Annotated in this window: 32 protein-coding genes and 1 pseudogene; 23 read left to right on the plus strand and 10 right to left on the minus strand. The window is 67.1% G+C overall.

Annotation, left to right across the window (positions count from 1 at the left end):
• Nucleotides 1-25: 25 nt before the first annotated feature.
• The 3 genes from GT355_RS03225 to GT355_RS03235 all read right to left on the minus strand — a co-directional run bounded on the left by GT355_RS03225 (nt 26) and on the right by GT355_RS03235 (nt 1,737).
• Nucleotides 26-1,009, minus strand: a complete 984-nt coding sequence (locus tag GT355_RS03225; RefSeq protein WP_160133303.1) for a metal-dependent hydrolase — start codon at nt 1,007-1,009, stop codon at nt 26-28.
• A 109-nt stretch (nt 1,010-1,118) separates the two neighbouring features.
• Nucleotides 1,119-1,439, minus strand: a complete 321-nt coding sequence (locus GT355_RS03230; RefSeq protein WP_120069620.1) for a DUF7116 family protein — start codon at nt 1,437-1,439, stop codon at nt 1,119-1,121.
• A gap of 58 nt (nt 1,440-1,497) precedes the next feature.
• On the minus strand, nt 1,498-1,737 hold the full coding sequence (locus GT355_RS03235; RefSeq protein WP_160133304.1) for a DUF5816 domain-containing protein: 240 nt from the start codon (nt 1,735-1,737) through the stop codon (nt 1,498-1,500).
• A gap of 94 nt (nt 1,738-1,831) precedes the next feature.
• Here GT355_RS03235 and GT355_RS03240 point away from each other — a divergent pair, with 94 nt between their 5' ends.
• The gene (locus tag GT355_RS03240) at nt 1,832-2,239 is read left to right on the plus strand and encodes a universal stress protein (protein ID WP_120069626.1); all 408 of its coding nucleotides are present in this window, start codon (nt 1,832-1,834) and stop codon (nt 2,237-2,239) included.
• Between the two features lie 30 nt (nt 2,240-2,269).
• Here GT355_RS03240 and GT355_RS03245 read toward each other — a convergent pair whose 3' ends face one another.
• Nucleotides 2,270-3,322 carry a mechanosensitive ion channel family protein gene (locus GT355_RS03245; RefSeq protein ID WP_160133305.1) on the minus strand — a complete coding sequence of 351 codons (1,053 nt, stop codon included), beginning with the start codon at nt 3,320-3,322 and terminating at the stop codon, nt 2,270-2,272.
• Nucleotides 3,323-3,736: 414 nt separating this feature from the next.
• Between GT355_RS03245 and GT355_RS03250 the strand changes: the two genes are divergently transcribed.
• Both GT355_RS03250 and GT355_RS03255 read left to right on the plus strand, forming a co-directional pair.
• Nucleotides 3,737-5,029 (plus strand): MFS transporter, encoded by a 1,293-nt coding sequence (locus GT355_RS03250; protein WP_160133306.1) that lies wholly within the window; start codon nt 3,737-3,739, stop codon nt 5,027-5,029.
• 180 nt (nt 5,030-5,209) lie between these two features.
• Nucleotides 5,210-6,490 carry an MFS transporter gene (locus GT355_RS03255; protein ID WP_160133307.1) on the plus strand — a complete coding sequence of 427 codons (1,281 nt, stop codon included), beginning with the start codon at nt 5,210-5,212 and terminating at the stop codon, nt 6,488-6,490.
• 6 nt (nt 6,491-6,496) lie between these two features.
• Here GT355_RS03255 and GT355_RS03260 read toward each other — a convergent pair whose 3' ends face one another.
• Nucleotides 6,497-7,645 (minus strand): pyridoxal phosphate-dependent aminotransferase, encoded by a 1,149-nt coding sequence (locus GT355_RS03260; protein WP_160133308.1) that lies wholly within the window; start codon nt 7,643-7,645, stop codon nt 6,497-6,499.
• A complete protein-coding gene (gene ribH / locus GT355_RS03265; RefSeq protein WP_160133309.1) occupies nt 7,642-8,046 on the minus strand; it encodes a 6,7-dimethyl-8-ribityllumazine synthase in 405 nt (134 codons plus the stop codon). The genes GT355_RS03260 and ribH overlap by 4 nt, the downstream gene beginning before the upstream one ends.
• Before the next feature lie 129 nt (nt 8,047-8,175).
• Here ribH and GT355_RS03270 point away from each other — a divergent pair, with 129 nt between their 5' ends.
• From GT355_RS03270 to GT355_RS03325, 12 genes and pseudogenes are all read left to right on the plus strand, one after another.
• The gene (locus GT355_RS03270; RefSeq protein WP_160133310.1) at nt 8,176-9,009 is read left to right on the plus strand and encodes an alpha/beta fold hydrolase; all 834 of its coding nucleotides are present in this window, start codon (nt 8,176-8,178) and stop codon (nt 9,007-9,009) included.
• 54 nt (nt 9,010-9,063) lie between these two features.
• A complete protein-coding gene (locus tag GT355_RS03275) occupies nt 9,064-10,782 on the plus strand; it encodes a flippase activity-associated protein Agl23 (protein WP_160133311.1) in 1,719 nt (572 codons plus the stop codon).
• 24 nt (nt 10,783-10,806) lie between these two features.
• Nucleotides 10,807-11,955 (plus strand): 5-(carboxyamino)imidazole ribonucleotide synthase, encoded by a 1,149-nt coding sequence (locus tag GT355_RS03280; protein ID WP_160133312.1) that lies wholly within the window; start codon nt 10,807-10,809, stop codon nt 11,953-11,955.
• A gap of 41 nt (nt 11,956-11,996) precedes the next feature.
• Nucleotides 11,997-12,587 carry an NUDIX hydrolase gene (locus tag GT355_RS03285; RefSeq protein WP_160133313.1) on the plus strand — a complete coding sequence of 197 codons (591 nt, stop codon included), beginning with the start codon at nt 11,997-11,999 and terminating at the stop codon, nt 12,585-12,587.
• 59 nt (nt 12,588-12,646) lie between these two features.
• Complete coding sequence (gene purE, locus GT355_RS03290; RefSeq protein WP_160133314.1) at nt 12,647-13,261, plus strand: 5-(carboxyamino)imidazole ribonucleotide mutase; 615 nt, start codon at nt 12,647-12,649, stop codon at nt 13,259-13,261.
• Nucleotides 13,262-13,363: 102 nt separating this feature from the next.
• The gene (locus GT355_RS03295) at nt 13,364-13,768 is read left to right on the plus strand and encodes an NADH-quinone oxidoreductase subunit A (RefSeq protein ID WP_120069654.1); all 405 of its coding nucleotides are present in this window, start codon (nt 13,364-13,366) and stop codon (nt 13,766-13,768) included.
• Nucleotides 13,765-14,457 (plus strand): NADH-quinone oxidoreductase subunit B, encoded by a 693-nt coding sequence (locus tag GT355_RS03300; protein ID WP_160133315.1) that lies wholly within the window; start codon nt 13,765-13,767, stop codon nt 14,455-14,457. The genes GT355_RS03295 and GT355_RS03300 overlap by 4 nt, the downstream gene beginning before the upstream one ends.
• On the plus strand, nt 14,454-16,127 hold the full coding sequence (locus GT355_RS03305; RefSeq protein ID WP_160133316.1) for an NADH-quinone oxidoreductase subunit D: 1,674 nt from the start codon (nt 14,454-14,456) through the stop codon (nt 16,125-16,127). Before GT355_RS03300 ends, GT355_RS03305 begins: the two co-directional genes overlap by 4 nt.
• The gene (locus GT355_RS03310) at nt 16,124-17,254 is read left to right on the plus strand and encodes a complex I subunit 1/NuoH family protein (protein ID WP_160133317.1); all 1,131 of its coding nucleotides are present in this window, start codon (nt 16,124-16,126) and stop codon (nt 17,252-17,254) included. Before GT355_RS03305 ends, GT355_RS03310 begins: the two co-directional genes overlap by 4 nt.
• A gap of 9 nt (nt 17,255-17,263) precedes the next feature.
• A complete protein-coding gene (locus GT355_RS03315; RefSeq protein WP_120069666.1) occupies nt 17,264-17,725 on the plus strand; it encodes a NuoI/complex I 23 kDa subunit family protein in 462 nt (153 codons plus the stop codon).
• 125 nt (nt 17,726-17,850) lie between these two features.
• A pseudogene (locus GT355_RS03320) lies at nt 17,851-17,937 on the plus strand (NuoI/complex I 23 kDa subunit family protein); the annotation flags it as partial.
• Nucleotides 17,938-18,047: 110 nt separating this feature from the next.
• Complete coding sequence (locus GT355_RS03325; RefSeq protein ID WP_160133318.1) at nt 18,048-18,392, plus strand: hypothetical protein; 345 nt, start codon at nt 18,048-18,050, stop codon at nt 18,390-18,392.
• A 6-nt stretch (nt 18,393-18,398) separates the two neighbouring features.
• Here the strand turns inward: GT355_RS03325 and GT355_RS03330 are convergent, their stop codons facing one another.
• Nucleotides 18,399-18,953 carry a plastocyanin/azurin family copper-binding protein gene (locus GT355_RS03330; RefSeq protein ID WP_120069672.1) on the minus strand — a complete coding sequence of 185 codons (555 nt, stop codon included), beginning with the start codon at nt 18,951-18,953 and terminating at the stop codon, nt 18,399-18,401.
• A gap of 209 nt (nt 18,954-19,162) precedes the next feature.
• Between GT355_RS03330 and GT355_RS03335 the strand changes: the two genes are divergently transcribed.
• From GT355_RS03335 to GT355_RS03345, 3 genes are all read left to right on the plus strand, one after another.
• Nucleotides 19,163-20,668, plus strand: coding sequence for an alpha,alpha-trehalose-phosphate synthase (UDP-forming) (locus tag GT355_RS03335; protein ID WP_120069676.1), 1,506 nt, complete (start codon nt 19,163-19,165; stop codon nt 20,666-20,668).
• A complete protein-coding gene (gene otsB / locus GT355_RS03340; protein WP_160133319.1) occupies nt 20,658-21,497 on the plus strand; it encodes a trehalose-phosphatase in 840 nt (279 codons plus the stop codon). The genes GT355_RS03335 and otsB overlap by 11 nt, the downstream gene beginning before the upstream one ends.
• 61 nt (nt 21,498-21,558) lie before the next feature.
• On the plus strand, nt 21,559-21,762 hold the full coding sequence (locus GT355_RS03345; protein WP_160133320.1) for a hypothetical protein: 204 nt from the start codon (nt 21,559-21,561) through the stop codon (nt 21,760-21,762).
• 33 nt (nt 21,763-21,795) lie between these two features.
• Here GT355_RS03345 and trxA read toward each other — a convergent pair whose 3' ends face one another.
• Nucleotides 21,796-22,065 carry a thioredoxin gene (gene trxA, locus GT355_RS03350; RefSeq protein ID WP_160133321.1) on the minus strand — a complete coding sequence of 90 codons (270 nt, stop codon included), beginning with the start codon at nt 22,063-22,065 and terminating at the stop codon, nt 21,796-21,798.
• Between the two features lie 95 nt (nt 22,066-22,160).
• Between trxA and GT355_RS03355 the strand changes: the two genes are divergently transcribed.
• Genes GT355_RS03355 through hisE form a run of 4 tightly spaced genes read left to right on the plus strand, consistent with a single transcriptional unit; the run spans nt 22,161 to nt 23,755 of the window.
• Nucleotides 22,161-22,322, plus strand: a complete 162-nt coding sequence (locus GT355_RS03355) for a preprotein translocase subunit Sec61beta (protein ID WP_120069686.1) — start codon at nt 22,161-22,163, stop codon at nt 22,320-22,322.
• A gap of 36 nt (nt 22,323-22,358) precedes the next feature.
• Nucleotides 22,359-22,946: a pyridoxal 5'-phosphate synthase glutaminase subunit PdxT gene (pdxT, locus tag GT355_RS03360; protein ID WP_160133322.1), complete on the plus strand. Its 588-nt coding sequence runs from the start codon at nt 22,359-22,361 to the stop codon at nt 22,944-22,946.
• Between the two features lie 45 nt (nt 22,947-22,991).
• Nucleotides 22,992-23,450, plus strand: a complete 459-nt coding sequence (locus tag GT355_RS03365; protein WP_160133323.1) for a bifunctional nuclease family protein — start codon at nt 22,992-22,994, stop codon at nt 23,448-23,450.
• Nucleotides 23,447-23,755, plus strand: a complete 309-nt coding sequence (gene hisE / locus GT355_RS03370; RefSeq protein WP_160133324.1) for a phosphoribosyl-ATP diphosphatase — start codon at nt 23,447-23,449, stop codon at nt 23,753-23,755. Before GT355_RS03365 ends, hisE begins: the two co-directional genes overlap by 4 nt.
• Nucleotides 23,756-23,769: 14 nt before the next feature.
• On the opposite strand, the gene GT355_RS03375 is transcribed toward hisE, so the two are convergent.
• Both GT355_RS03375 and GT355_RS03380 read right to left on the minus strand, forming a co-directional pair.
• Nucleotides 23,770-24,081, minus strand: a complete 312-nt coding sequence (locus GT355_RS03375; protein WP_160133325.1) for an ASCH domain-containing protein — start codon at nt 24,079-24,081, stop codon at nt 23,770-23,772.
• 61 nt (nt 24,082-24,142) lie between these two features.
• Nucleotides 24,143-24,493, minus strand: a complete 351-nt coding sequence (locus GT355_RS03380) for a DUF5518 domain-containing protein (RefSeq protein ID WP_160133326.1) — start codon at nt 24,491-24,493, stop codon at nt 24,143-24,145.
• 111 nt (nt 24,494-24,604) lie between these two features.
• On the opposite strand from GT355_RS03380, the gene GT355_RS03385 reads away from it, so the two are divergent.
• A complete protein-coding gene (locus GT355_RS03385; protein WP_160133327.1) occupies nt 24,605-25,555 on the plus strand; it encodes an NOG1 family protein in 951 nt (316 codons plus the stop codon).
• Nucleotide 25,556: the final 1 nt, after the last annotated feature.

Here is a 25,556-nt window from a genome sequence, read left to right on the forward strand (position 1 = left end):
CCGGGGATAAAGCGTCTCCCATCGGTCACGTCACGAGGTAGCCGACGGCGTAGGCGATCGAGGCCAGCGTCACCGCCGCCAGCCCGGTCACGACGGCGGCGAGCCGCCCGTCGTCGTTCCGACCGAGCCTCGTCGGCTCCCGGTTCGAGATCGCGGGCAGGCGGCTCGCGAGCGGTGCGGGGCCGACGACGCCGACTGCGAGCACGCTGAACACGAACGTGTGAGCGGAGTCGATCGTCGGGGCGGGAACGGCGAGCACCGCGGCGGCGTACGCGAAGCCGAGCGCCGCCCGGCCGTGGACGGCCCGCCGCACCGAGCGCCGCGTGAGCCAGCAGTAGACCGAGACCGCGAGCCAGAGCGTTGCGACTTCGACCCAGAACGCGCCCAGCAGATTCAGGGTCGGGTCGGCGGTGAACCCGACCCGGTGGGCCACGAGCGTGACGTCGAACGGGTAGAGCATCGCCGGCGGCTCGCCGGTGAGGAGGTCACCGAAGGGGTGGCTGAGGAGCCCGACGAGCGCGGCGACGGTCAGCGCCCGCGGCGCGAGCCCGCCGTAGCGCATCGTGGCCTCGGTGACCACGAGCCCTGCGAGCGCGAACACACCCATCACGAACCCGCCGAGCGCCCCGCTCACCAGGGTCGCCACCGCGACCAGCCCGGCGAGAACGGTCACGGAGACGGCGTGCTCGCTGCGTGCTCGGTCGGCCGACAACCCGCCCGCGCGGCTCCAGCACCAGACCGCGAACGCCGCCACGCATCCCACGACCAGCGAGTGGGTGACGGCGCGGTGGACGAGCGTGCTCGCCGACCAGAAGCCCTCGGCCGCTCCCATCAGCCCGCCCGAACTCCCGAGGATCCCTACCGGTGCGTAGAGGATGTCGACGTCGGGTACCGTGGCGAACACACCGGCCGCCGCACCGAGGGCGAGCGCCCGGTCTCGTGAACAGCCGAACAGCCGCGCGCCGCCCGCGACGAGGGCGAACGCGAGGGCCGCGTGACCGACGAACATAGTTCTCCGGACGGGGTTCGGGGAGATAAATCACGCGTGCGATACGTTCGACCGGCTCACGCGTGAGCCGAGGCTCTCGACGAACCGGATCGTGGGCGGGCGACCCTCGTCAGGCGGCGAGGCTCGGGCCGAACGAGGGGTGGAGTACCTCGTAGTCCCCACCGTTGTCGACCCCGATCACCGCCCAGTCGTAGTCGGGGGTCGCATCGAGGAGGCGTTCACGGAGGGCGGCGGCGCTCTCCTTCCACGCGACGAAACACCGGAGGTTGCCGGAGTCCGGTAGCGCCGTCGAGTCGTCGGCGGCGGTCACGTGGACGACGCGCCACTTGCGTTCGGCCCGTAGGCCGTCGTCGTCCTCCGAGACGGTGTAGCCGAGGTCGGCGAAGATCGATCTGGCCTCCTCGGACGGGGTCGTGGTAACAGTCCCCATGAGCCAGCACTACGATAGCGGTCGTGATAAGTGTTCGCGTGGGGTGGGATTTGGGCGGTCACTCGTGGGCGGCGTCCCACTCGTCGGGTTTCTTGATGTTGGCACAGCCGTTGCACTTGATCCGCCCCATCGCGTCCATCGCGTTGTCGAAACTGGCGCAGTTGCTACAGAAGTAGCCCCACCGGCTCTCGCCGGCTTCGTCGGCGTACGCGGCGAAGAACGGTCCCTTCGACCCCCGCTCGGCCTCCGTGCGGTCGACGTAGAGGGTCCGCCCGCCGGCGGTCGTCGTCGCGTCCATGTCCCGATCCGGGCCCCGACGTTCAAGTGACTGCTGGGTTCGCTCGTTCGCGGGATAGAAAGATTGAGGCCACCAGCCCCACTGGGTTCGGGGAATGAGTCTGGTCGTCGTGCCGGTTCGGTATCCGTTGAGCGAACACTCCCGCCGAACGCTCCGGACCGCGATCGACGTCGCCGAGGAGCGCGACGCCAACCTCAGCGTGCTCCACATCGACCTCTATCAGGCGAGCCAACGGGTCACCCAGGCCGAGCTGAAGCGCGCGGTCGAACGCGAGTTCGGTCGGCTCCCGAACGCACGCTACGCGGTTCGGACGGGGTTCCTCGTCGAGGAGACCATCCTCGACGAAGTCGCCACCGAAGGGGCCGACGTCGTGGTGATCGGCCGAAAGCAGACCAGCCGGTGGCGGCGGATGATACGGCGGGTCACCGACGAACCCGACGTCGCTCGATTCCTCCGGAACCAGCTCGACTGCGACGTCGTCACCGCCCCGCGAAAGGAGTGATCGGTCGTGGACGCATCGGCCGTGGACGAGCTACTGTAGCCCGCCGGGACCACCGGGGTCGCCAGGGCTACGTCCCCCATCGCGGAACCGCGGCTCGTCGTCCTCGTCGAACACCACGTGGGTGTGCGGGTAGGGGAACTCCACGCCCGCCCCGCCGAACGCCTCCCAGACGTTCTCCTGCACCCCCGAGCGCACTGTCAGGAGTTTGTACGGCTCCTTCACCCAGTAGCGGAGGGTCAACAACACGCCGTTGTCGGCGAACTCGTTGATGTAGCACGTCGGCGCGGCGGGATAGCGTGCGCTCCCGATCCGGATGTCCGGGCCGCCGCGGATCACGCTGTCGACGTCGCGGGCCGAGCGCTCGATCAGGTCGCGCGCCACGTCGAGGTCGCCCTCGTAGGTCACGAGGATGTCGAGCGAGAGCCTGGTCCGTGGGTCCTCGGCCGAGTAGTTGATCACGTCGCGCTCGCGGATCGTGCCGTTCGGGATCACGAGGAAGGTGTTGTCGAGCGTGAAGATCTTGGTGTACTGGAAGGTGATGTCCTCGACGAACCCCCTCGTCCCCCCGTCGGTGTCGACGATCTCGATCATGTCGCCGATCTCGTAGGACTGGTCGGTGAGGACGAACAGCCCGCTGACGAACCCACCGAGGATCGGCGAGATCACGACCGCGACCGCGGCCGTGAGCACCGTCACCGAGAGGAAGATGTTGTCGAGCCCCACGCCGAGGAAGCCCGCCGCGATCAGGAGCGCGAAGAACATCACGACGGCGCGTATCGTCCGTAGGACCGCTCGACTCACGCTCGGTCGACGGAACCGACGGGCGACACGGCGACCGAGGAGTTCGACGAGCCGCTTCGAGCCGTACCACGCGAGGACGAGCACGACGACCGCGAGCACCAACTGGATAGTCCACGGGGGAACCCAGCCCGGCAGCAACTCCTGGACGAAGTCGACGGTCTGCTCGGAACCCTGCTGGAGGCTGCTCGAGTTGTTCTCCTCGGTGGCGTTCGTGACCGCCGTCGGGAGGCCCGTCTGCAGCACCGCTGACAGTACCCAGCTCATCACGACTCCCGCCTCCATACCCTCGGCAACCTGTCGTAGCGAAAAAAGGTTGCGAACCCACCTTTCGGGCCCCACCTTTTGCTGCGCTCGCCTTCGGCTCGCTGGCAAAATGTGGATCAAAAGCGCTGCGCGCTCCCGTTGGTCGCCCTCGCGCCCGCTCACTCACTTCGTTCGTTCGCGGTAGGACCACTGACACCTCCGCAACCGCACGGCACCGCAGAAGCCCTCGCACTCCCTTCGGTCGTGCTCGCCCTTCATCCTCCAGGCCCGCACCGCTCCCGCAACGGCACCGTGCCATCGCACCGCGGCCCGTTCGCTTCGCGCCAAGAACCATCTATCACTGCCCACCGTGACGAGTGCTGACGTGCTACGCTCCGGCAAAACGGTCGCGGAAAGTCGGGTTTTTGCGTCTCCAACGGCGACCGAGAGCCAGTGACAGAAACGGGAGGAGGATCCCTGAAACTCTTCAAAAACAGGGAATTCGTTGCATTGGCAAGCACCGCGTTCGCGCGGAGCCAGGCCTACTCCACCATCCTGATCGCGCTCGCGCTCTATGCGGACCTCTTCCAGACCTCGGGCACCGTCGAGGGGCTGTTCGGGACGGCGTTCGCGCTGATCCAGCTCATCGTCGTCCTCCCGCTCGGGCGGCTGGTCGACACCCACAACGCCAAACACTTCCTGCTGGCCGGGCTCGGGGTCAACGTCCTCGCGTTCGTCGGGTTCGCGCTCGTCGGCAACGCGACCGACGTGATCCTCGTCCGGATCCTCCAGGGAGCGGGTGCGAGCCTCCTCTGGATCACCGGCTCGGCGGTGGTCGGCGAACTCAGCCCCGACGCCGAGCGCGGCCGGTGGCTCGGGACCTACAACCAGGTCGCGGCGTTCTCGAGCCTCGCGGGCGACGTCGTCGGTGGCTTGCTCCTGTTCACCTACGGCTTCACGCTCACCTACGCGGTGCTCTCGGTGGTCACGATCCTCGCGACCCTCACCGTCTTCGCCTACCTCCGGGACAATCCCGGTGGGAAAACCGACCCCGAGGAAGCCACCGGGACCGAAACCCTCCGGACCCTCCTCGACCGGACCGCGGTCCGCGCGCTCGTGGTCTTTCGCCTGGGATTCGGCTTCGGGAAGATGGCCGTCATCACTTTTCTGCCGATCTACGCCCACACCGAGTTCGGGATGAACCCGCTGTTCGTCGCGGCGATCCTCGCCGGCGGCAAACTCACCAAGACCCTCTTTCAGGGTGTCGTCGGCGGCTACACCGACCGCGTCGGGCACAAACACCACTTCGTCGTGGCGGGCGCGCTGGTCTACGCGGTCGGCACCGCGATGATCCCCTTCGCGGGGAGCGCGGCCAGCGTCCTCCCCGGCCTCTCGTTCGCGGTGTTCGGTGAATCGGTCCGGCTCGCGCCGGCCTTCTTCGTGCTGTTCGCCGCCTACGCCGTGATCGGCGTGGCCGACAGCCTCCGGCTCCCGGCGAGCATGGCGCTGTTCGTCGAGGAGGGCGAGCACTTCGGTGCGGTCGCCGCAAGCCTCTCGCTCCGCTCGGTCGCCTGGAAGGTCGGCGAGGTGATCGGCCCGTTCACCGTCGGCGTGCTCTGGGACGCCACCTCGGTGTTCGTCGCCTTCTTCGTCGCCGCCGGCCTCATCGTCGTCGCCACCGGCGTCTTCGTCGCGCTCTACAGCGTCGACCCGACACCCGCGCGGAGTCCAGTGCCCAGCGACTGAGACGGTCCCCACCCGGGGCACGGCTGGTCGACGACTTACCTACCGGCTCCCGTCGACACCGCCGTTCACGTCGATACCCGTACGTTTAAAACGGCTGACTGACCAAATAGTCAACGTGACTCCCGAACTCATGAAACCGTTCCTTGAGACCGACCGGCCGCCCGAACGTGGGGTGGTCGGATGAGATTGTTCGATACCGACCGACGAGTGCTCACCCTCGCGTTCGCGCGGATGGCGGACTCGATCGGGAACTCGTTTCTGATCATCGTTCTGCCGCTCTACATCGGGAGCGGCGTCGTCACCGGTCAGACGTTCGGCCTGGGCGTCGCGCTGGTCACGGGGATCATCCTCTCGGCGTTCGGCTTCTTCAGCACCGCCCTCCAGCCGATCGCGGGCTACCTCTCCGACCGCACCGGCAGCCGCCGGATCTTCATCGTCATCGGGCTGTTGATCCTCACGGTCGCGAACTTCGTCTACTCGCTCGCCGACAGCTACGCGCTGATGCTCGTGATCCGCGGGCTCCAGGGTATCGGTGTCGCGATCACGATCCCGTCGACGGTCGCGCTGGTCAACGAGGTCACCACGGACGACTCGCGCGGCGGCGACATGGGCATTTTCAACACCTTCCGGTTCGTGGGCTTCGCCGCCGGACCGATCCTCGCCGGAAGCGTCGTCAACGGCGGCCCCTACCGGGTCGTCGGCCTCGCGATGACGGGCTTCGAGGCCGCCTTCTACATCGCGGCCCTCGGCTCGCTGATCGGCGCGGTGCTCATCATGCTGTTCGTCGAGGACCCACATCCCGACGAACAGGACGCGGAGGCGGGCAGTGACCTCGGATTCGCGGTCTTCGACCACGACCACGACACCCTGATCGACCCCGTCTTCGCGCTCGGGCTCGCGCTCCTCACCGTGGCGATCGGCATCGCGCTGATCGAACCGCTCCAGACGGACATCAACAACCACCTCGACCAGGGCGCACAGCTGTTCAGCATCGAGTTCTCCGCGTTCATCGTAGCGCAGGTGTTCCTCCAGACGCCGATCGGCACCGCGAGCGACCGCTACGGCCGCCGACCGTTCATCCTCGGCGGACTGATCGTGCTCGTGCCGGCGATGCTCGCCCAGGGCCTCGTGACGACCCCGATCGGGATGATCGCCACGCGACTCGTCCAGGGCGCGGCGGCCGCGACCGCCTTCGCGCCCGGCTTCGCGCTCGCCGGTGACATCGCCCAGGGCGGGAACTCCGGGACGACCTTCTCGGTGCTGACGATGGCCTTCACGCTCGGGACCGCCATCGGCCCGCTGCTCGCGGGCTACCTCATCAGCTTCGGCTACGTCGTCCCGTTCGCCTTCGGAGCCGTCCTCTCGGCGCTCGGCGCGCTCCTCGTCTACTCACAGGTCGAGGAGACCCACGCGACCACCGCCGGAACCCCGGGCGGCGGGCAACCGACGAGCCAGGACTGAGCCCGGTCAGAACAGGTCTTCTGCGACGAGCCGGTCGACCGCTTCCCGAAGCCGTTCCTCGCTGTTCGCGTACGAGAACCGCGCGTAGCCCGGCGTCCCGAACGCGCTGCCGGGCACCGTGGCGACGTGGGCGTCGTCGATCGCGGCCTCGCACCACGCGGAGTCGTCTTCGTCTACTGGCACCATCATGTAGAACGCCCCTTCGGGGGCCGACACCTCGACCCCGTGGTCGGCGAGCAGATCCACGAGGAGGTCGCGGCGCTCCTCGAAGGCCTCGGCCATCTCCACAACTGCATCGTCGGTGTTCGTGATGGCCTCGACCCCGGCGCGCTGGGTGAAGTTCGCGGCCGAGGAGACCGAGTGCGACTGGACCTTGCTCGCCTGGGAGATCAGGTTCTCGGGCGCGGCGAGGTAGCCGAGCCGCCAGCCGGTCATCGAGTAGGCCTTCGAGAAACCGTTGATCGTCACTGTACGGCTCGCCATCCCATCGAGGCTTCCGAGGCTCACCGGGTCGACACCGTAGGTGATCTCCTTGTAGATCTCGTCGGAGATCACGGTGATGTCGTGTTCGACCGCGAGGTCGCGGACGCCGCGGAGCGCCTCGTCCGAGAACACTGCGCCCGAGGGGTTCGACGGCGAGTTCACGACGAGCAGCTCCGTTTCGTCCGAGACCGTCTCGGCGAGTTCGGGGAGCGCGGGTTCGAGCTGGAAGTCGTGGGCCGCGAGGTCGACCCGCGAGAGCGACCCGCCGGCGAGCTTCACCATCGCCTCGTAGGAGACCCACGCGGGGTCGAGCAGGCAGACCTCGTCCTCGTCGTCGATGAGGCTCTGGAAGGTCTCGAAGAGCGCCTGCTTGCCACCCGGCGTGACGATGACGTCGTCGGCCGTGTAGTCGAGCCCATCACCCTGGAGCTTCTCGGCGATCGCCTCGCGGAGTTCGGGCACGCCGTTCGTGGGTGCGTAGCCCGTGTAGCCCGCGTCCATCGCGTCCTTTCCGGCCTCGACGACGTTTTCGGGGGTGGGGAAGTCGGGCTCGCCGACGCTGAGGTCGACCACGTCGACCCCGTCGGCTTCGAGTTCGCTCGCGGCGTCGCTGATCGCGAGGGTGGCGCTCGGCTCGACGCGCTCGACCCGGTCGGCGAAGTTCATGCTCATGCCAGGGCCTCCAGTTGGTCGAGCGCGCTGTCGACGGCTTCGGCACCCTTGCCGGTCCGCTCGCGCGCCTCCGCCATGCTCATGTCGGGCCCCAGGATCCCGAGCGAGACGGGGGTGTCGCGGTCGAGACTCACGTCCATCAGTGCTTGCGCGGCCGTTCGGACGATCACGTCGTCGTGGTCGGTGTCGCCCGAGACCACCGGTCCGAGCACACAGACGGCCTCGATGGCGTCCTTCCGGGCGAGGCGGTCGGCGGCGAGCGGGGTATCGTACGCACCCGGTACCGGTATCGTCTCTTCGATCTCGGCCCCGCGGTCGTCGGCGGCCCCGCGTGCGCTCCGTTCCATCTCCGCGGCGAGTTCGTCGTAGAACTGCGCGATAACCAATCCCAAACTGGGCATACTCGCCGGGTCGCGAGCGCCCCTCAAAGACCTACCGCTCCAGTCCCACGCGGCGTGAAGTTGCTGAGACCGGGACACGAGATCGTTTCAAACCGAAACAAGCAGAACGATTGCCTGTTATTTACTTGTATGCCAACCGTTCGGACGAACGGGATTCGGACGTACTACGAGGACTCTGGTGACGGCCCGCCGGTCGTGTTTCTCCACGGTGCGATGAGCGACCATCGAATCTGGGCTGAACGGATGCAACCGCTCGCTACCGACTATCGGATCGTTGTCTACGACCTCAGAGGCCACGGCCGCACCGGCGGCTCCGAACGTAACTCTTACTCGATCGATCTGTATGCCGAGGACCTTCACGCGCTCGTCGAAGCTCTGAATCTCGATCGACCGGCGGTCTGTGGTCTCTCGCTGGGCGGGATGATCGCACAGGCGTATGCGGCCAACTATCCGAACGAGATCAGTGCGTTGTGTACGTTCGGGACACGCACGCCGACCATTCTGTCGCGCGGGGAGTGGGTCGAGCGCCGAGGGATCCCGAAACTCGCGGATGCGCTCTCCCCTTTCCTCGACCCGGATCGCCTCTGGAACGTACTGGATATGTACTACGAACGGCGATACGGAGAGGAGGCGATCGGCGACCTCGAAGCGGCGGAACGACTCCAGCGAAGCCACGCTGCGGAATTCCCCGAAGTACATGAAGAGGAGTTGGCGAAGATCGACGACGTGCTCGCGTCGTATCCGTCGGTCTCCCTCGACCACTCGTCGATCACCGTTCCGTCGTTGCTCATGTACGGGGAACGAGAGACGGAGAGCGCTATCCGTCACGCCGGATACATGGCAACCGAGATTCCCGACGCCGAGACCCGTGGGATACCGAACGCCGGCCACAACTCACACGTCGACAATCCAGAGTTCATCATCGAGTCACTTCGTGAGTTCTTCGCGACGGCTGTCGAGTGACGGCCGGCGACCCCAAACGAAACACTCCTATTCCATCCCCGAGGTCCAACGGGCATGGCATCGACCGACGGCACCGCCTCCCGTCAGCGTGCCGGCCGCGGCCGTCGGGTCGTCTTCGCCGTCGTCGCCATCGCCCTCCTCGGGCTCCTCGCCCGACTCGCCTTCCTCGGCGACCGCACCGCCCACTGGGACGAGGCTCGCGTCGCCTACTGGACGCTCCACTACCTCGATACTGGGTTGTTCGAGTACCAGCCTATCATCCACGGGCCGTTCCTCCAGCAGGTCAATCGAGCCGTGTTCGCGGTGCTCGGCCCGAACGACTTCACGATGCGGCTGGTCGTCGCGCTCCTCGGCGCTGGCCTCCCGCTCGTCGCGCTCTGCTTTCGCGAGCGCCTCTCGGGTGTCGAAACCGTCGCGCTCGCCGGCTTCCTCGCGTTCGACCCGCTCGTGCTCTACTACTCGCGGTTCATGCGGAGCGACCTCCCGCTCGCGGCCTTCGCGCTCCTCGCGCTCGGCTGCTTCGTCCGCGCGCTCGACACCCGAAAACCGCGCTCCCTCCACGCCGGCGTGCTCGCGTTCGCGCTCGCAGTCACCACGAAGGAATACGTCCTCGTCTACGTCGTGACGTGGCTCGGCGCGCTCGTACTCCTCGCCGACCATCGACTGTTCGGTTGCGGTCTCCCGACCGACTGGCGGGGGCGGCTCCGCGTGCGCATCCGATCGGCCCGACCGGCGCTCCGACGCTGGCTCCCCCACCTCCTCGCGAGCTTCGTGGCGTTCCTCGTCGTCGTGGTCTACTTCTACGCCCCGCGGACCGGCCCGAACGGCGGTCCGGGGTTCGACGACCTCTTCGCCGATCCGACGGTGCTGCCGGCGGTGGTCGGCGAGGCGACCATCGGGTCGTGGCAGGCCTTCGTCTCGCTCTGGGTCGGCGGCGGCCACCAAGACCACGCCTACCTCCCGTTCCTCGGGAGCGCCGCCGAGACCCTCTTCGTCGGTTCGGGCGCGCTGGCGGTGCTCTCGGTGGTCGGCTTCCTCGTCGACCGCTACGCGGACGACGGCCCGCGCGACCTCGTCGCCTTCTGTTTCTACTGGGGGTTTGTCAGCGTGCTCGGCTATCCCATCATCGCCGACATCGCCGCGCCCTGGACGGTCCTCCACGCCGTGGTCCCGCTCGCGGTGCCGGCGGCGGTCGGGGTGGGCGCGCTCTACCGCCGGGGTTACACGGCGCTCGCCAGCGAGAACCGCCCCGCCGTCGCCGCGGTCGCAGTCATGGGATTGCTCGTCGTGGGTCAGGTCGGGTTCGTCGCCACCACGGACGTCTACCTCGACGACCAGTCCGACGCCAACCCCCTCGTGCAGTACGCCCAGCCCGCGAGCGACCTCCATCCCGCACTCCACGAGATGGAGTCGGTGAGCGCCGCGAATTCGGGGACCGACCTCCTGCTCTACGGCGACTTCCTCGTGGCCAACACCACTGGCACCCGCGAGCCCGGCTGTTCGGAGTGGTTCGACGTCCTCCCGCTGCCGTGGTACTTCGAGGCCGAGGACGTACGCGTCGCGTGCGCCCGGAACGACTCGGCGTTCGAGTCGGCGATGAACCGGAGCCATCCGCCGGTCGTGGTGAGCCTCAGTTCGGATGCCGACTCGCTCGAACCCCGGCTCGCCGGCTACGAGGCCTATCCCGAGGTCATCCGGACGCAGGACACCAGCCGGACCAACATCACGGTCTTCGTCGAGGGGGCCGCAGCGAACGCGAGCGATACGCCTTAATCCCGTGCGTCGAAACCCGGAGCCATGAAACTCAGCACCCCCGGTCCGGTGGTCGGCGTCGTCGGCGGCGGGCAGCTCGGTCGGATGCTCGGCGAGGCCGCCGGCCCGCTCGGCGTCGAACTGGTCGCGAGCGACCCGACGCCCGACCCGCCCGCGAGCCCCGTGGTGAGCGAGACCGTCGAGGGGGACTTCGACGACGCCGAGACCATCGACGAACTCGCCGAACGCGCCGACGTCCTGACCTACGAGATCGAACTCGCCGACCCCGACAAACTCGAACGTGCGAGCGAGAAACACGGCGTTCCCGTCCATCCCGCCCCCGAAACCCTCCGGACGATCCAGGACAAACTCGTCCAGAAGCGTCGCCTCGGTGAGGCTGGGATCCCGGTCCCCGAGTTCCGCGCGGTCGAGAGCGCCGACGACCTCCGCGAGGCCCTCGACGACCTCGGCTACCCGGGGATGCTCAAGGCCCGCGAGGGAGGCTACGACGGCCGTGGGAACGTCCCCGTCGACTCGCCCGACGACGTCGACGAGGCGTTCGAAGCGATCGACGGCCCGGCGATGATAGAGGAACACGTTCCGTTCGACCGGGAACTCTCGGTGATCGGGGTTCGGGGTGCCGACGAGCACCGGGTGTTCACCCCGGGTGAGAACGTTCACGAAGAAGAGATCCTGCGTGAGACGGTGATCCCGGCACGGGTCTCCGACGAGGTTCGTGAACGCGCGAAAGCCGTCGCACGCGACGTCCTCGACTTTTTGGATGGACGTGGCGTGTTCGGCATCGAACTCTTCGAGACAAACGGGGAGATCTCGGTCAACGAGATCGCGCCCCGGCCCCACAACTCCGGGCACTGGACCATCGAGGGCGCGCGGACCTCCCAGTTCGAACAGCACATTCGGGCCGTGCTCGGCTGGCCGCTCGGCGCGACCGACACCCGCGAGACGACGGTCATGAAGAACTTCTTGGGGGACGTCGACGAGCCGAAACCCGCCGAACTCGACGGGATCGAGGCCATCCTCGAAGACGCCGCCGCGAACGTCCACTGGTACGGCAAACGCGAGGCGCGCCCGCTCCGGAAGATGGGCCACGTCACGCTGACCGACGGCGAGCGCTCGCCCGACGACCTGCTCGCGCACGCTCGCGACCTCGTGGACGCGACGACGTTTCACTGAGTCGGGCGAGGGTTAATCCCGCACCGCGGCGAGTGGGCCGTATGACCTCACGGGACGTGAACCTCGACGAGATCGAACGTCGGCGCGACCGCCTCGTCGAGCGGTTCGGCGACGCACCCGTGGTCGAGCGTCACGACACGCCGGCACCCGACGTCTTCGAGGAGTGGATCGAGCTCTCCGAGACCGGGTATCTTGGCAGTGCGTACGCCCTCGTCAGGCGACCGCCCGAGAAGCTTCCCTCGCTCACGGAGTCGATGGCGGTGGATGGGGAGGAGCGCGAGCGCGTGCTGTTGATACTCGGTCGTGGCGGCTCGAAATGGGGCGTTCCGGGTGGCGGCCAGGAGGACGAGGAGACGATGGCGGAGACCGTACTGCGGGAAGTCGAAGAAGAGGTCGGTATCGACATCGCCCTCACCGGGATCGGCCATATGCGTCACGAGATCGCCACCTGTGAGGGCTACGACGAGCGCCTCCACGTCCTCCGGGTGTTCTTTCGGGCCGACTACGTTGACGGGTCGATCACGATCCAGCCCGGCGAGCTGAACGGGGCGGTGTGGTTCGCCGACCCGCCGGAACCGGAACGGCTGTCGTCCTCGACGCAACGACTGCTCGACGGCTGGCGAACGGCGTAGCGCACCGCCGACCGTCGCGCGACCGCAACGGCGAAGACCCGCCGACCGCATCCCCTCGCATGGCCGACGACATCGACGCGCTGATCGAGGAGCTGTACGAGGAAGCCGACGAGAACCGACCCGAGGCAGAGACGCCCGACGTGGGGATAATCATGGGCTCCGATTCCGACCTCGACACGATGGCCGGGGCGTACGAAGCGCTCTTCGACCTCGGATTCTCCGAGGTGACTGTGGACGGAACTCCCGAAAACCGATTCACCTTCGAGAGTTACGTCGTCTCCGCCCATCGAACTCCTGAACTGATGTACGCCTACGCCGAGACCGCCGCCGACCGTGGGCTCTCGGTCATCATCGCGGGCGCGGGCGGGAAGTCCGCCGATCTCCCGAACATGACCGCCTCGATCGCGTTCCCGGTGTCCGTGATCGGGGTGCCAGTGCAAGAGAAGTCCGTGGATTCGGTGATCGGGATGCCGACCGGCGCGCCCATCGTCGCGGTCGACGCCGGAAAGTCCTACAACGCGGGTCTCTCGGCGGTCCAGGTCCTCGCGAGCGAACACGACGAGCTCGCGGAGCGGCTCGTCGAGTACCACGACGACCTCGTGAGCGGGGTCGCGGACGTCTCGCGGGCGCTCCACGACCGGGGGATCGAGGGCTTCCGCGAGCGCGACGGATAGCCGGTCGAACGTGGGATGCGACCGGGTTTCGGGCCGACGTCGGTGGGAAAGAATCAATCCTTATATGAGTGGGTTCCCAAGCCCGAACACGAGACAGACCACATGAATCAATGGATAGCCGTCGGGGCGCTGGCGCTGGTCGCGATCGTCATCCCGCTGTCGTTCATCGTGATATCGAGCCTGTTGCGACCCAGCGTTCCCGAACAAGGAAAGACCGCGGTCTACGAGTCGGGCGAGGTCCCGACCGGCGACACCCGGATCCGGTTCAACATCCAGTACTACATGGTCGCGTTGCTGTTCCTCGTCTTCGACATCGAGACGGTCCTGATCTTCCCCTGGACCGTCATCTACCGCGACGCGGTCGCGGAGTTCGGGCTGGCCTCGACGCTCGGCCCGATGCTGGTGTTCATCGCGGTGCTCGTGCTCGGGCTCGCGTGGGCGTGGCGCAACGGCGCGGTCGAGTGGGTCCGTAACGAGCAGCCGAACACCCAACGGACACGACAATGAGTAGCGACAACCAGACCACGACGCCGGACGTACAGACGACCCAGGAGGCGCGGATGGGTGGCGGCACCGACAACCGATTCAACTCCAAACTCCGCGAGACGTTCGGTGCCTCGCCGTTCATCCTCACGAAGTTCGACTCGTTCATGAACTGGGTGCGTGGCTCCTCGATGTTCATGCTCCAGTTCGGTATCGCCTGCTGTTCGATCGAGATGATGCACACCTACGCGGTGAAACACGACCTCGACCGGTTCGGCTCGGGGGTCCCGCGGGCCTCGCCGCGCCAGGCCGACGTCATCATCGTTCCGGGGACCATCGTCTCGAAGTTCGCCCCGCGGATGAAGCGGGTCTACGACCAGATGCCCGAACCCAAGTTCGTGGTTTCGATGGGCTCGTGTACGATCTCGGGTGGCCCGTTCCAGCAGGGCTACAACGTCGTCAAGGGCGCAGAACAGGTCGTTCCCGTCGACATCCACGTCCCCGGCTGCCCGCCGCGCCCGGAGGCGCTGGTCTACGGTGTCGCCAAGCTCCAGGAACGCATCACGAACGGCGAGTCCGCGCCGGTGACGGTGAAGCCCTACGAGCTCGAACGGTTCGGCGACCTCGAACGCGACGAGCTCATCCAGAAGCTCGCCGACGACATCGACGAGGACACCCTCGTCATGCGGTACAACTGGACTGATTCGCCATGAGTTTGGAACGACCCGAACGGTCGAGCCACGTCGGCGCGACCGAGGACGGCCTCGACTACGACGCGCTCGCGGAGCTCCTCGGCGACACGGTCGTGAGTCGCGAGAGCCACCTGAACGCGGAGGCGTTCGTGATCCGGCCCGACGAGGTCCAGAACGCGCTGTTCGCGCTTCGCGACGAGGCGGGCTTCGATCACCTCTCGAACGTCACGGCTCAGGAGTACGCCGACCGCTACGAGAGCATCTACCACCTGAAGAAGTTCGCCGACCCCACCCAGGAGGTCTCGGTGGTGGTACCCGCGGCGAAGGACGACCCCGTGAGTCAGACCGCAGTGCCGGTCTACGCGGGCGCGGACTGGCACGAGCGCGAGGCCTACGACCTCGTCGGGATCCGCTACGAGGGCCACCCCGACCTCCGACGGATCCTGCTGCCCGAGACCTGGCAGGGGCACCCATTGGGGCTCGACTACGACCAGGACGAACCCCAGGTCGTCACCCTCGAATCCCACGCCAACCCGCTCGAAGAGGACCACCGCGAGGACGGTGCGGACACGATGTTCCTCAACATCGGGCCCCACCACCCCGCGACCCACGGCGTACTCCACGTCGAGACGGTGCTCTCGGGCGAGCAGGTCGCCCACATCGAGCCGGACATCGGCTACCTCCACCGCTGTGAGGAGCAGATGTGCCAGACGAAAACCTACCGCCACCAGATCATGCCCTACCCCGACCGGTGGGACTACGTCTCCGCCGGGCTCCTCAACGAGTGGGCCTACGCGCGAACCGCCGAGGACCTCGCCGGACTGGAGGTCCCGGAGTACGCCCAGGTCATCCGGACGATGGGTGCGGAGCTCTGTCGGACCGCGGCCCACCTCCTCGCGCTCGCGACGTTCGCGCTCGACGTCTACGGCGAGTTCACCGCGACGTTCATGTACGCCTTCCGCGACCGCGAGATCGTCGAGGGGATCCTCGAAGACCTCACGGGGCAGCGCCTGATGTTCAACTACTTCCGGCTCGGCGGGGTCGCGTGGGACCTCCCGGAGCCCCGCGAGGAGTTCTTCGAGAAGATCCGGGACTTCCTCGACGGGATGCCCGCGAAGCTCGACGAGTACCACGACCTCATCACCTCGAACGAGCTGTTCCAGCTCCGGTGTGTCGACACCGGGGTGCTCGACACCGAGACCGCGAAACAGTACGGCGCGACGGGGCCGGTGGGCCGCGCCTCGGGTGTTGACTACGACGTCCGGCGCGACGATCCATACGGGTACTACCCCGAACTCGACTGGGACGTCATCACCGCGACCGAGGGCGACAACTACGCCCGCGTGCTCTGCCGGATGCAGGAGGTCGAACAGTCGGCGCGGATCATCGGACAGTGTGTCAACCTCCTCGAGGACTGGCCCGAGGACGACCGCGAGGTTCAGTCGAACGTGCCGCGAACCCTCCGGCCCGACGAGGACACCGAGATCTACCGTGCGGTCGAGGGCGCGAAGGGCGAACTCGGGATCTACATTCGGGCCGACGGTACCGACAAACCCGCCCGGTTCAAGATCCGAAGCCCGTGCTTTTCGAACCTCCAGACCCTGCCCGCGATGGCCGAGGGCGGGTACGTCCCCGACCTGATCGCGGCGCTGGCGAGCATCGACATCGTGCTCGGCGAGGTCGATAGATGAGGTCCGGCGTCCTCCTCCAGCAGAGCAACGCGACCAACGCCACGAACGCGACGAACGCCTCCGCGGGCGCGAGCGGCGGCACGACGTTTCCCGAGCTCCTGAGTCAGACTCTGGGATTCGGTCCCAACCCCGACCCGGGTCTCCAGTTCCTCTTCGGGCTGGTGGGCGCGGCGCTGATCTCGGTGCTCTTCCTCTCGGTCGTCGCGGTCGCGGGGATCTGGGGCAAACGAAAGATCACGGCGGCGTTCACCGACCGTATCGCGGTCAACCGGATCGGGCCGTTCGGCCTCCTGATCGTGGTCGCCGACGCGGTCCGACTCCTCTCGAAGGAGGTCATCATCCCCGACGGTGCCGACCGGCCGGGCTTCGACATCGGGCCGATGCTCGTGCCGTTCTCGGCGATCCTCGGCTTCGCGGTGATCCCGCTCGGCACCAACCTCCAACTCGCCGACCCCGAGACGGGCTTCGTCTTCGTCTTCGCGGCCTCGTCGCTCGCCTCGCTCGGTCTCCTGCTCTCGGGCTACTCCTCGAACAACAAGTACTCGCTTCTCGGCGGGCTCCGCGCGCTCGCCCAGAACCTCGCCTACGAGATCCCGCTCGTGGTGACGGCGGCCTCGGTGGTGCTGTTCGCCGGCACCCTCCAGATGAGCGAGGTCGTCGCCGTCCAGGCCGAACCGCTGTTCACGGTCGCCGGGGTCTCGATCCCGTCGTGGTTCGCGTTCGTGAACCCGTTCGCGTTCGTGCTGTTCATGATCTCGAACCTCGCCGAAGTCGGCCGGAACCCCTTCGACACGCCCGAAGCGCCGGGCGAGCTCGTCGCGGGGTTCATGACGGAGTACTCGGGCGCGTACTTCGTCCTGCTCTATCTCGGGGAGTTCCTCCACATCTTCCTCGGCGGGGCCATCGTGGCCACGCTGTTCCTCGGTGGACCCGCCGGGCCGGTGCTGCCGGGGATCGTCTGGATGCTCATCAAGATCCTCGCGGTCTACCTGTTCACCCAGTGGATGCGCTCGGCCATCCCCCGGATCCGGATCGACCAGCTGATCCAGATCGGCTGGAAGGGCCTGCTCGTGATGAGTTTCGCCAACCTCGTGCTCACGGCCGTTATCGTGGGACTGATCGCGTAACTACAACCAATGATAGGAATCCTCAAATCGATGGCGACGACGATGAAACACGCGCTCGACGGCGAGACCTTCACCGTCGAATACCCGGACGTCCCGCCCGAGGTCAGCCCACGATTCCGCGGGATCCACAAGTTCAGCCAGGAGCGCTGTATCTGGTGTCGCCAGTGCGAGAAGGTCTGTCCGAACGACACGATCCAGATCGTCCAGGACGACCAGCGAAACGGCGAGCAGTACAACCTCCACATCGGTCAGTGCATCTACTGCCGCCTCTGTGAGGAGGTCTGCCCCGTCGACGCGATCATCCTGACCCAGAACTTCGAGTTCACCGGGGACACCAAGGACGACCTCGCGCTCAACAAGGAACAGTTGAAGAACGTACCGTGGTACAAGGATATCGACCCGCTCGAATCACGCGAACCCGATCGTGGCGTCTGGATCGGTGACGGCGAAGGCGAAGTCGATTACCAGTAATCATACGTCGCGCGGTGCGAGGTCGACCGAAGCGAGGGCGGTCTTTTTCATCCACGTTTTTGCCGTGAGTGGTTTCGAAGCGAGCAAACGCGAGCGAGAAATCCCGAACGGGAAAAAGGTGGGGTCACGAGGACATCGACCCGCTCGAATCACGCGAACCCGATCGTGGCGTCTGGATCGGTGACGGTGAAGGCGAAGTCGATTACCAGTAACTCGTTCGACGAATCCGATCCGGGACCGGCTAAATTTCCGTCCGGAGAACCTCTCAACCCAACGGAGATAGAGTTATATACATCCCGTATGAGTCTGGACACAGATACCGATGAGTGGATCCGAAACGGACGACCCGACGGAGGACACCGAGTCGGCGACGGAGGAGGAACTCGCGGAGTTCGTCAAGCAGTCGTCGACCCGAACGGCGGTGCTCACCCAGCTCGTCAGCGGCCCGGCCACGCCCGGCGAGATCGCCGAGGACCGCTCGGTGACCATCGACGGGAACACGGCGAGCACGAGCAGCACGAGCAGCACGAGCGCCGAATCGGCGGCCGAACAGCTCCAGGAGAAGGGACTGGTCGAACTCCTCGAAACGGACGAGCTCCGGGTGTTCAGCCTCACGGCGCTCGGCGAGAGCGTGCTGTTCTCGCTCAACCAGCAGGACGAGGTCTGAAGAGGCTCAGTTCTCGGGGCCGGTCTCGTAGTCGCCGCCGTACCGGATGAAGAAGTACGCGAGCCCCAGCGTCGAGAGCATGAGGCTCATCGCGGCGATCCCGAGGTTCTTCGCGCTGTTCGGGACCGTCAGCCCGGGGCCGCCACCGCCGCTCGACCCGCCACCCTCCTGGACGATGACGGTGCCGACCATGCCGACCTCCTCGTGGGGTGCACAGTGATAGGGGAACTCGCCGGCTTCGGGGAAGGTGTGGCTGAAGGTGATGTCGTCGCCGTCCTCGGGGTCACCGGAGTCGAAGGCCCCGTCGTCGGCGACGACGTTGTGCGCGCCACCCTGACCGGTCCACTCCCAGGTCACGGTGGTTCCGGGTGCGATGGTGAGCTCCTCGGGGTCGAACGAGAGTCCCGAACCCGAACCCACTGCCACCGTCTCCCCGCCGCCCGAGCTGTTCCCCTCCTGTGCCGCGGCCGTGCCGGTCGCGCCGGCGACGGCCGCCGTCCCTCCGGCGGCCCGGAGGAACCCGCGTCGGCTCACCGGCGCATCGGCGTCGGTCGCATCCATACCCCGGATCCGTGTCGATCCATACTGAACATTACGGTGTCATCGGCCGGTCCGTCGACCGTTCGGGTCGTCCCGCGAGCGCGTTCGATGGGGAGGGACGTATTCCATGCATTCGCAAGCCACGAAGCCACCATCCAGGAAGACAACGAACCTATAACCGATGCGACTGAATGGGGACGTAGGGAGACGAACGGGAGTGGCCAAACTACATGGGTAACGACGACCGCGAAACCGACGGGGGTATCGTGTCGTCGGTCGGCGACCTCGTCGTGGTGTCGAACCGCCAGCCGTACACCCACAGCTACGAGGCGACCGACGACGGACGCGAGATAACGGTGAGCCGGCCCGCCGGCGGGCTGACCGCGGGGCTCGACCCGGTGATGCAGGAGACCGACGGGACCTGGATCGCCTGGGGCGACGGGGAAGCCGACGCCGACGTCACCGACGAGAACGACGAAGTCCGAATGCCGCCGGAGAGCGAGGCCTACACGCTCAGACGCCTCTGGCTCACCGACGAGGAGGTCGAGGGCTACTACTACGGCTACTCGAACCGCGTGCTCTGGCCGCTGTGCCACGGCGGCACGATGAAGGCCGAGTACGTCGAGCGCTACTGGCAGCGCTACCAGCAGGTCAACCGGACGTTCGCCGACGCCACCATCGAGGCCGCGAGCGAGGATTCGCTGGTCTGGTTTCAGGACTATCACTTCACGCTCGCGCCCCGACAGGTCCGCGAGGCGGTCCCCGACTCCACGTTCCTGATGCACTTCTGGCACATAACGTGGCCCGGTTGGGACACCTTCCGGTCGTGTCCGAACCAGGAGGCGCTGCTCACCGGGCTGCTCGGCAACGACCTGCTCGGGTTCCACGTCGAGCGTTACTGCAAGAACTTCCTCGACTGCGTGGACGAGGCCCTGGAGGACGCGTTCATCGACTACGACGGCAACCGCGTCAACTACGACGGCCACACGACCACGGTTCGCGCGTTCCCGATGGGCATCGACGCCGACTCGATCCGCGAACACAGCGAGTCGGCCGACGAGGCGTTCTGGAACGAGTTCAAGACCGACCACGGTATCGAGCCCGACACCAGGGTCGTCGTGGGCGTCGACCGGCTGGACTACACCAAGGGCATCGTCGAGCGCCTCGACGCGTTCGAACGGCTGCTCGAAACCCGACCCGAGTGGCGCGGGGAGGTGTGTTACGTCCAGAAGGCCAACGAGAGCCGGTCGCTGATCCCCGACTATCAGGACCTCCAGACCGAGGTGCAGGAGTCGATCGAGCGGGTCAACGACCGGTTCGGGACCGACGACTGGCAGCCCGTGGTCTACATCAACGAGTTCATCGCCCAGGACGAGCTCTGTGGGCTCTATCGCTACGCCGACGTGATGCTCGTGAGCGCGGTGCGCGACGGCATGAACCTCGTCTCGAAGGAGTACGTCGCCGCACAGGTCGACGACGACGGCGTGCTCGTGCTCTCGGACCAGGCGGGTGCCTACGAGGAACTCGGCGAGTGGGCGCTGACGATCAACCCCTACGACACCGACGCGTTCGCCGAGACGATCGAGACCGCGCTGACGATGGACCCCGACGACCGCGAGGACCGCATGGCGGCGCTTCGCGAGCAGGTCGAGTCCCAGGACCTCTTCGCGTGGATGGACGACATCTTCGCGACGGCGAACGAACTCAGGGAGAAGAAGATCGCCAGTGACGGGTGAGCGCTCCGACGGGTCGGGTTCCGACCCGACTCCGAGCGGCGACGTCGACCCCGACCTCCGATCGGCGATGGCCACACGACTCCGCGACGCCGACGGCCTCCTCTTCTGTACCGACTTCGACGGCACGCTCGCGGGTATCGAGACCGACCCCGACGCACCGGCGATCGGTACCGCGAACCGCGAGGCGCTCGAAACCCTTCGCGACCACCCCGGGGTCCACGTCGCGGTGATCAGCGGGCGCGAACTCGCCGACCTCCGCGAGCGCGTCGGGATCGCGGGCGTCGACTACGCCGGCAACCACGGCCTCGAACTCTACCAGGGCGAGGAGGCCTCGGTCCATCCCGAGGCCGCCGAACGCGAACGCGAGCTCGAACGCATCGTCGACATGGTCGAGGACGACCTCGCGGGCACCGACTGCTTCGTCGAGAACAAGACCGTGAGCGCGACGATCCACTATCGGAGCGACCCCGAGCGCGAGGCCGAGGTCCACGACGCGGTCGAGAGCGCCGTCGAGCAGGTCGCGCCCGACGGGTTCGAGGTCTCGACCGGCAAGGAGATAATCGAACTCACGCCCGCCGTGGCGTGGGACAAGGGGAAGGTGGTCTCGCAGCTGATGGAGGACTACCCCGACTCGCTCGCGGTCTACATCGGCGACGACACGACCGACGAGGCCGCCTTCCGGGCGCTCTCGGACGAGGACATCAGCGTCCACGTCGGCGACGACGAGACCGCGGCGGCCTACCGGCTCGCCGACCCCGAGGGGGTCACCGCGTTCATCGAGTGGGTGGTCGAAGAAGGCCTCGACGAACTCGACGGTCACGCCGACTGACCGACCAGGGGTCGACCGCGCCGGGCGCAGGCTTATGCCCTCGGCGACTCAAATAATGGATATGGGACTCATCAGCCACCTCACCTCGAAACGGTCCGGACAGCTCAGCGCGCTCTCGATGCTCGTCGAGGCAGCCATCGCCCTCTACCGGGGCAAGAAGGACGTCGCGGCGCTCTACCTCGGCGCGGCCGTGCTCGCGTACCGGTCAAGCGTTATCGGCGCTGTCGCCGAGATACTGATCCGTGCCTATCAGCGGCTTCGATAAACGGGAAAACGCGCGGCTTCGCGGTCGGTCGACTTACGCGCCGGCTTCGTCGAGCGCGGACTCGATCTCCTCGCGCTGGGTCACGCCGATGAACCGTTCGACGACACCGTCGTCGTTCTCGACGACGAGGGTGGGGATCGAGCGAACCTGGTACTCGTTGGCGGTCTCCTGGTCCTCGTCGACGTCGATCTTCTCGAACTCCACGCTCCCGTCCCGGTCGGCCTCGATCTCCTCGAGGATCGGGTCCTGAGTCTTGCAGGGGCCGCACCAGTCGGCGTAGAAATCCTTCAGTGTGACGCTCATTGTTCACCTCTGGTTACGTCACCACCACTGATAAGCGTTGTTCACCGGCCACCGGCCGACGAAAGGCTTAGGACTCTCCCGGCTCCAGCGGAGGTATGAGCAGCGGCCAGAACTCCGGCGGGCTGATGTCGAGCGCGGGACTCGTGCGGTACTTCGACGCCGAGGACCAGAACGCGATCCGGATCAGTCCGGAGTCGGTCGTGGCCTTCGGGGTCGCGTTCGGGTTGTTCGTGATGGCGCTGACGGTCATGCTGTAACCGGACGTTCTTTTTCGTCCATCGCCTCCGTCCGCTATGAGCCTCACCGCCGGCGTGATAGCCGTTCAGGGTGATTTCCGCGAACACGCGAGCGCCATCGAGCACGCGGCCCGCGCCCACGACGAGCGCGCGGAGCCGATCGAGGTCCGCACCTCGGGGACGGTTCCCGACTGCGACCTCCTCCTCCTCCCGGGTGGGGAGTCGACGGCGATCTCGGCTCACCTCCAGCGCGAGGGTCTCGCCGCGGAGATACGCGAGCACGTCGCGGCTGGCAAACCCCTGCTCGCGACGTGTGCCGGTCTCATCGTGGCGTGTACCGACGCCGGCGACGACCGCGTGGACTGTCTGGACCTCGTCGACGCGACGGTCGCGCGGAACGCCTTCGGCCGCCAGCGCGACAGCTTCGAGACCCGACTCGACGTCGAGGGCCTCGACGAGCCGTTCCCCGCCGTGTTCATCCGTGCGCCGCAGGTCGCGAGCGTGGGCGAGTGCGAGGTGCTCGCGACGTTCGACGGCCATCCGGTCGCGGTGCGTGACGGTCCCGTCATCGGCACCGCGGTCCACCCCGAACTCACCGACGACGCGCGGATCCACGGGCTGGCGTTCTTCGAGTCCCCCGAGTGACCTCGCCGGTGACAGCCTTTTGCGCATCGGCGTCGTCGGTGGGGTATGAACGCCCACATCGACGCGGTGCGGGTCGCAGGGACGCCGTCCGGGCCGGTGCCGGTGGTGTTGTTGGCCCCCGACGGCGAACCCGACCTCCTGCCGATATTCATCGGGTTCGACGAGGCCGCCGCGATCGCCCGCGGGCTCGACGCGGTCGACATCGGCCGGCCGCTGACCCACGACCTCCTGCTCGACGTGGTCGAGGAGCTCGGCGGCCGGGTCGACAAGGTGGTGGTCGATTCGCTCGAAAGTCAGGGCGAGGGCGGTACCTACACCGCGGACCTCCATCTCGACACACCGCGGGGCACCACGGTGGTCGACGCCCGGCCGAGCGACTCGCTCGCGCTCGCGGCCCGGACGGGGGCCGACATCGAGATCGACCCCGGCGTGTACGACGAGGGCCGTCGCGAGCGCGCGACGTTCGACGACCTCGACGACATCCGGGAGGTCGCGGACCTGTGAGCGACGGCTCCGCCCGGCAGACCGACCCGGTGCTCGACGACCTCGTGGCGGTCATCGAGGACCGGAAAGAGACCCTCCCCGAGGGGTCCTACACCGCCTCGCTGTTCACCCACGAGAAGGGCGAGAACAGGGTGCTCGAAAAGCTGGGCGAGGAGGCCACGGAGGTGATCCTCGCGGCGAAGGACGACGACCACGAGGAGCTGGTCGCCGAGAGCGCGGACCTGGTCTATCATCTCCTCGTGACGCTCTCGATGAACGACGTGAGCCTCGACGAACTCAGGGCCGAACTCGAAACCCGGCGGTAGGCGAAGTAGAACTGTTATCGCGGGACGAAGCGGTGGCGGACGACCTCGCTGTCGTCGTCCCATTCGAACTCGTCGTGGACGGCGTCGAGGCGCTCGCGGTAGGCGTCGAGGTCCGCCGAACCCTCCGCCCGCGCGTCCTCGTCGGTGAGGTCGCCGAGTTTTCGGGCTTCGACGTCGAGCACCTCGAACATCTCGCCGCCGACCTCGAAGGTGTCGCCCTCCTCGGCGTACTGGTGGCCGCGGTGGAGCTGGGTGACGGTGCCGTCGGCGACGAGGCGTTCGAGGTGTTCGTTCGGGAGGAGGTCGCCGGGCTGTATCTGGGCCATTTCCCTACCTACGCGTCCGAAAAGCAAAAGAGAGCGGATTCCCGTCGGGTTCGAGACTCATTCAGAGCGCCCCGCCGACCGCGCCCGCGAGCGCGCTTTCGACGCCCGAGATCACCGCGATCAGCACGCCGACGGTGACGATCCCGAGGCCGAGCACCCCACCGATCGGCCCGATGGCGAACCCGAGCGCGCCGACCGCGATCCCGAGCACGACCGCGAGGACGATGCCGCCGATCGACCCGCCGAGCAGGCCGTGCCACGCGCCGTTGAGGAAGCCACCGCCGGCGACGTAGCCCGCGACGAACCCGGAGACGAGGCCCGCGAGGAACGGCCCGATACCGATCGGTGCGCCGATAATGCCGAGGACGACGTGGAGAACGAACCCGATCCCGACCGCCCGCCAGTTGGTCATAGCCGTGAGTAGTCGGCGGGATGGTATATTCATATCGACTGCGGGTCTCCGGGGCGAGGGCTCGCGTGCACCGACGAACGCGCTTTTACGTATCCCTGCTGTACGGGCCGCATGATTTTCGAAGACCTCCCCACCACGCCGACCGCGGAGGAACTCATCGACCGGGCGTTCTCGCGGGCGGCGCGGGCCGGACGGGCGCAGTCGGGCACTGACGGCCAGCAGTCGATGCTCCAGACCGCGGCGAACGTCCTCTCGGACAACCTCGAACACGTCGTGACGAGCTGGCCGGACTTCGACACCGTCGACCCGTTCTACTACGAACTCGCCGACGCGCTCGTCGAGGTCGACGAGCTCAGAAAGAGCCTCTCGGAGGTCCGCTGGGCCAGCCAGAAGACCGCCGAACTCAAGAGCGAGTACCAGGGTCGGCTCCGCGGCGACGTCGAGACGGCGCGCAAACTCAGAAAGCAGGCGTTCGCGCGGCTCGCGGACGTGGTCGAGGAGGTCGAACCCGACCTTGAACGGCTCGGAGCAGCCCGCGACGAGCTCCGAACCCTCCCCGACATCCGCCCCGACGAACCGACGATCGTGGTCGCGGGCTTCCCGAACGTCGGGAAGTCCACCTTCGTCAACCACGTCACGAACGCCCGCGGCGAGGTCGCCTCCTACCCGTTCACGACAACCCGGATCGGCGTCGGCCACCTCTCGCGCGAGCGCATCCGATACCAGCTGGTCGACACCCCCGGACTGCTCGACCGCGACGACGGCACCCGCAACGAGGTCGAACTCCAGGCCGAGAGCGCGCTGGCCCACGTCGCCGACTGCGTGCTGGTGTTCGTCGACGCGAGCGAGGCCTGTGGCTTCCCGCTTCCCCAGCAGCTCGCGCTCCGCGACCGCGTCGAGGACCGCTTCTCGGTGCCCGTGCTCACCGTCTGTACGAAGGCCGACCGCTCGGACGACCTCGACGCCGACCATTATCTGAGCGTCGAGCAAGACGAGGGGATCGAGGAACTGGTCGACGCGGCGGTCGAGGCGGTCGGCTACGAACCCGAACTCCCCTACTGAC

Origin of the sequence: Halococcus salsus (assembly GCF_009900715.1) — an archaeon.
GTDB lineage: Archaea > Halobacteriota > Halobacteria > Halobacteriales > Halococcaceae > Halococcus > Halococcus salsus.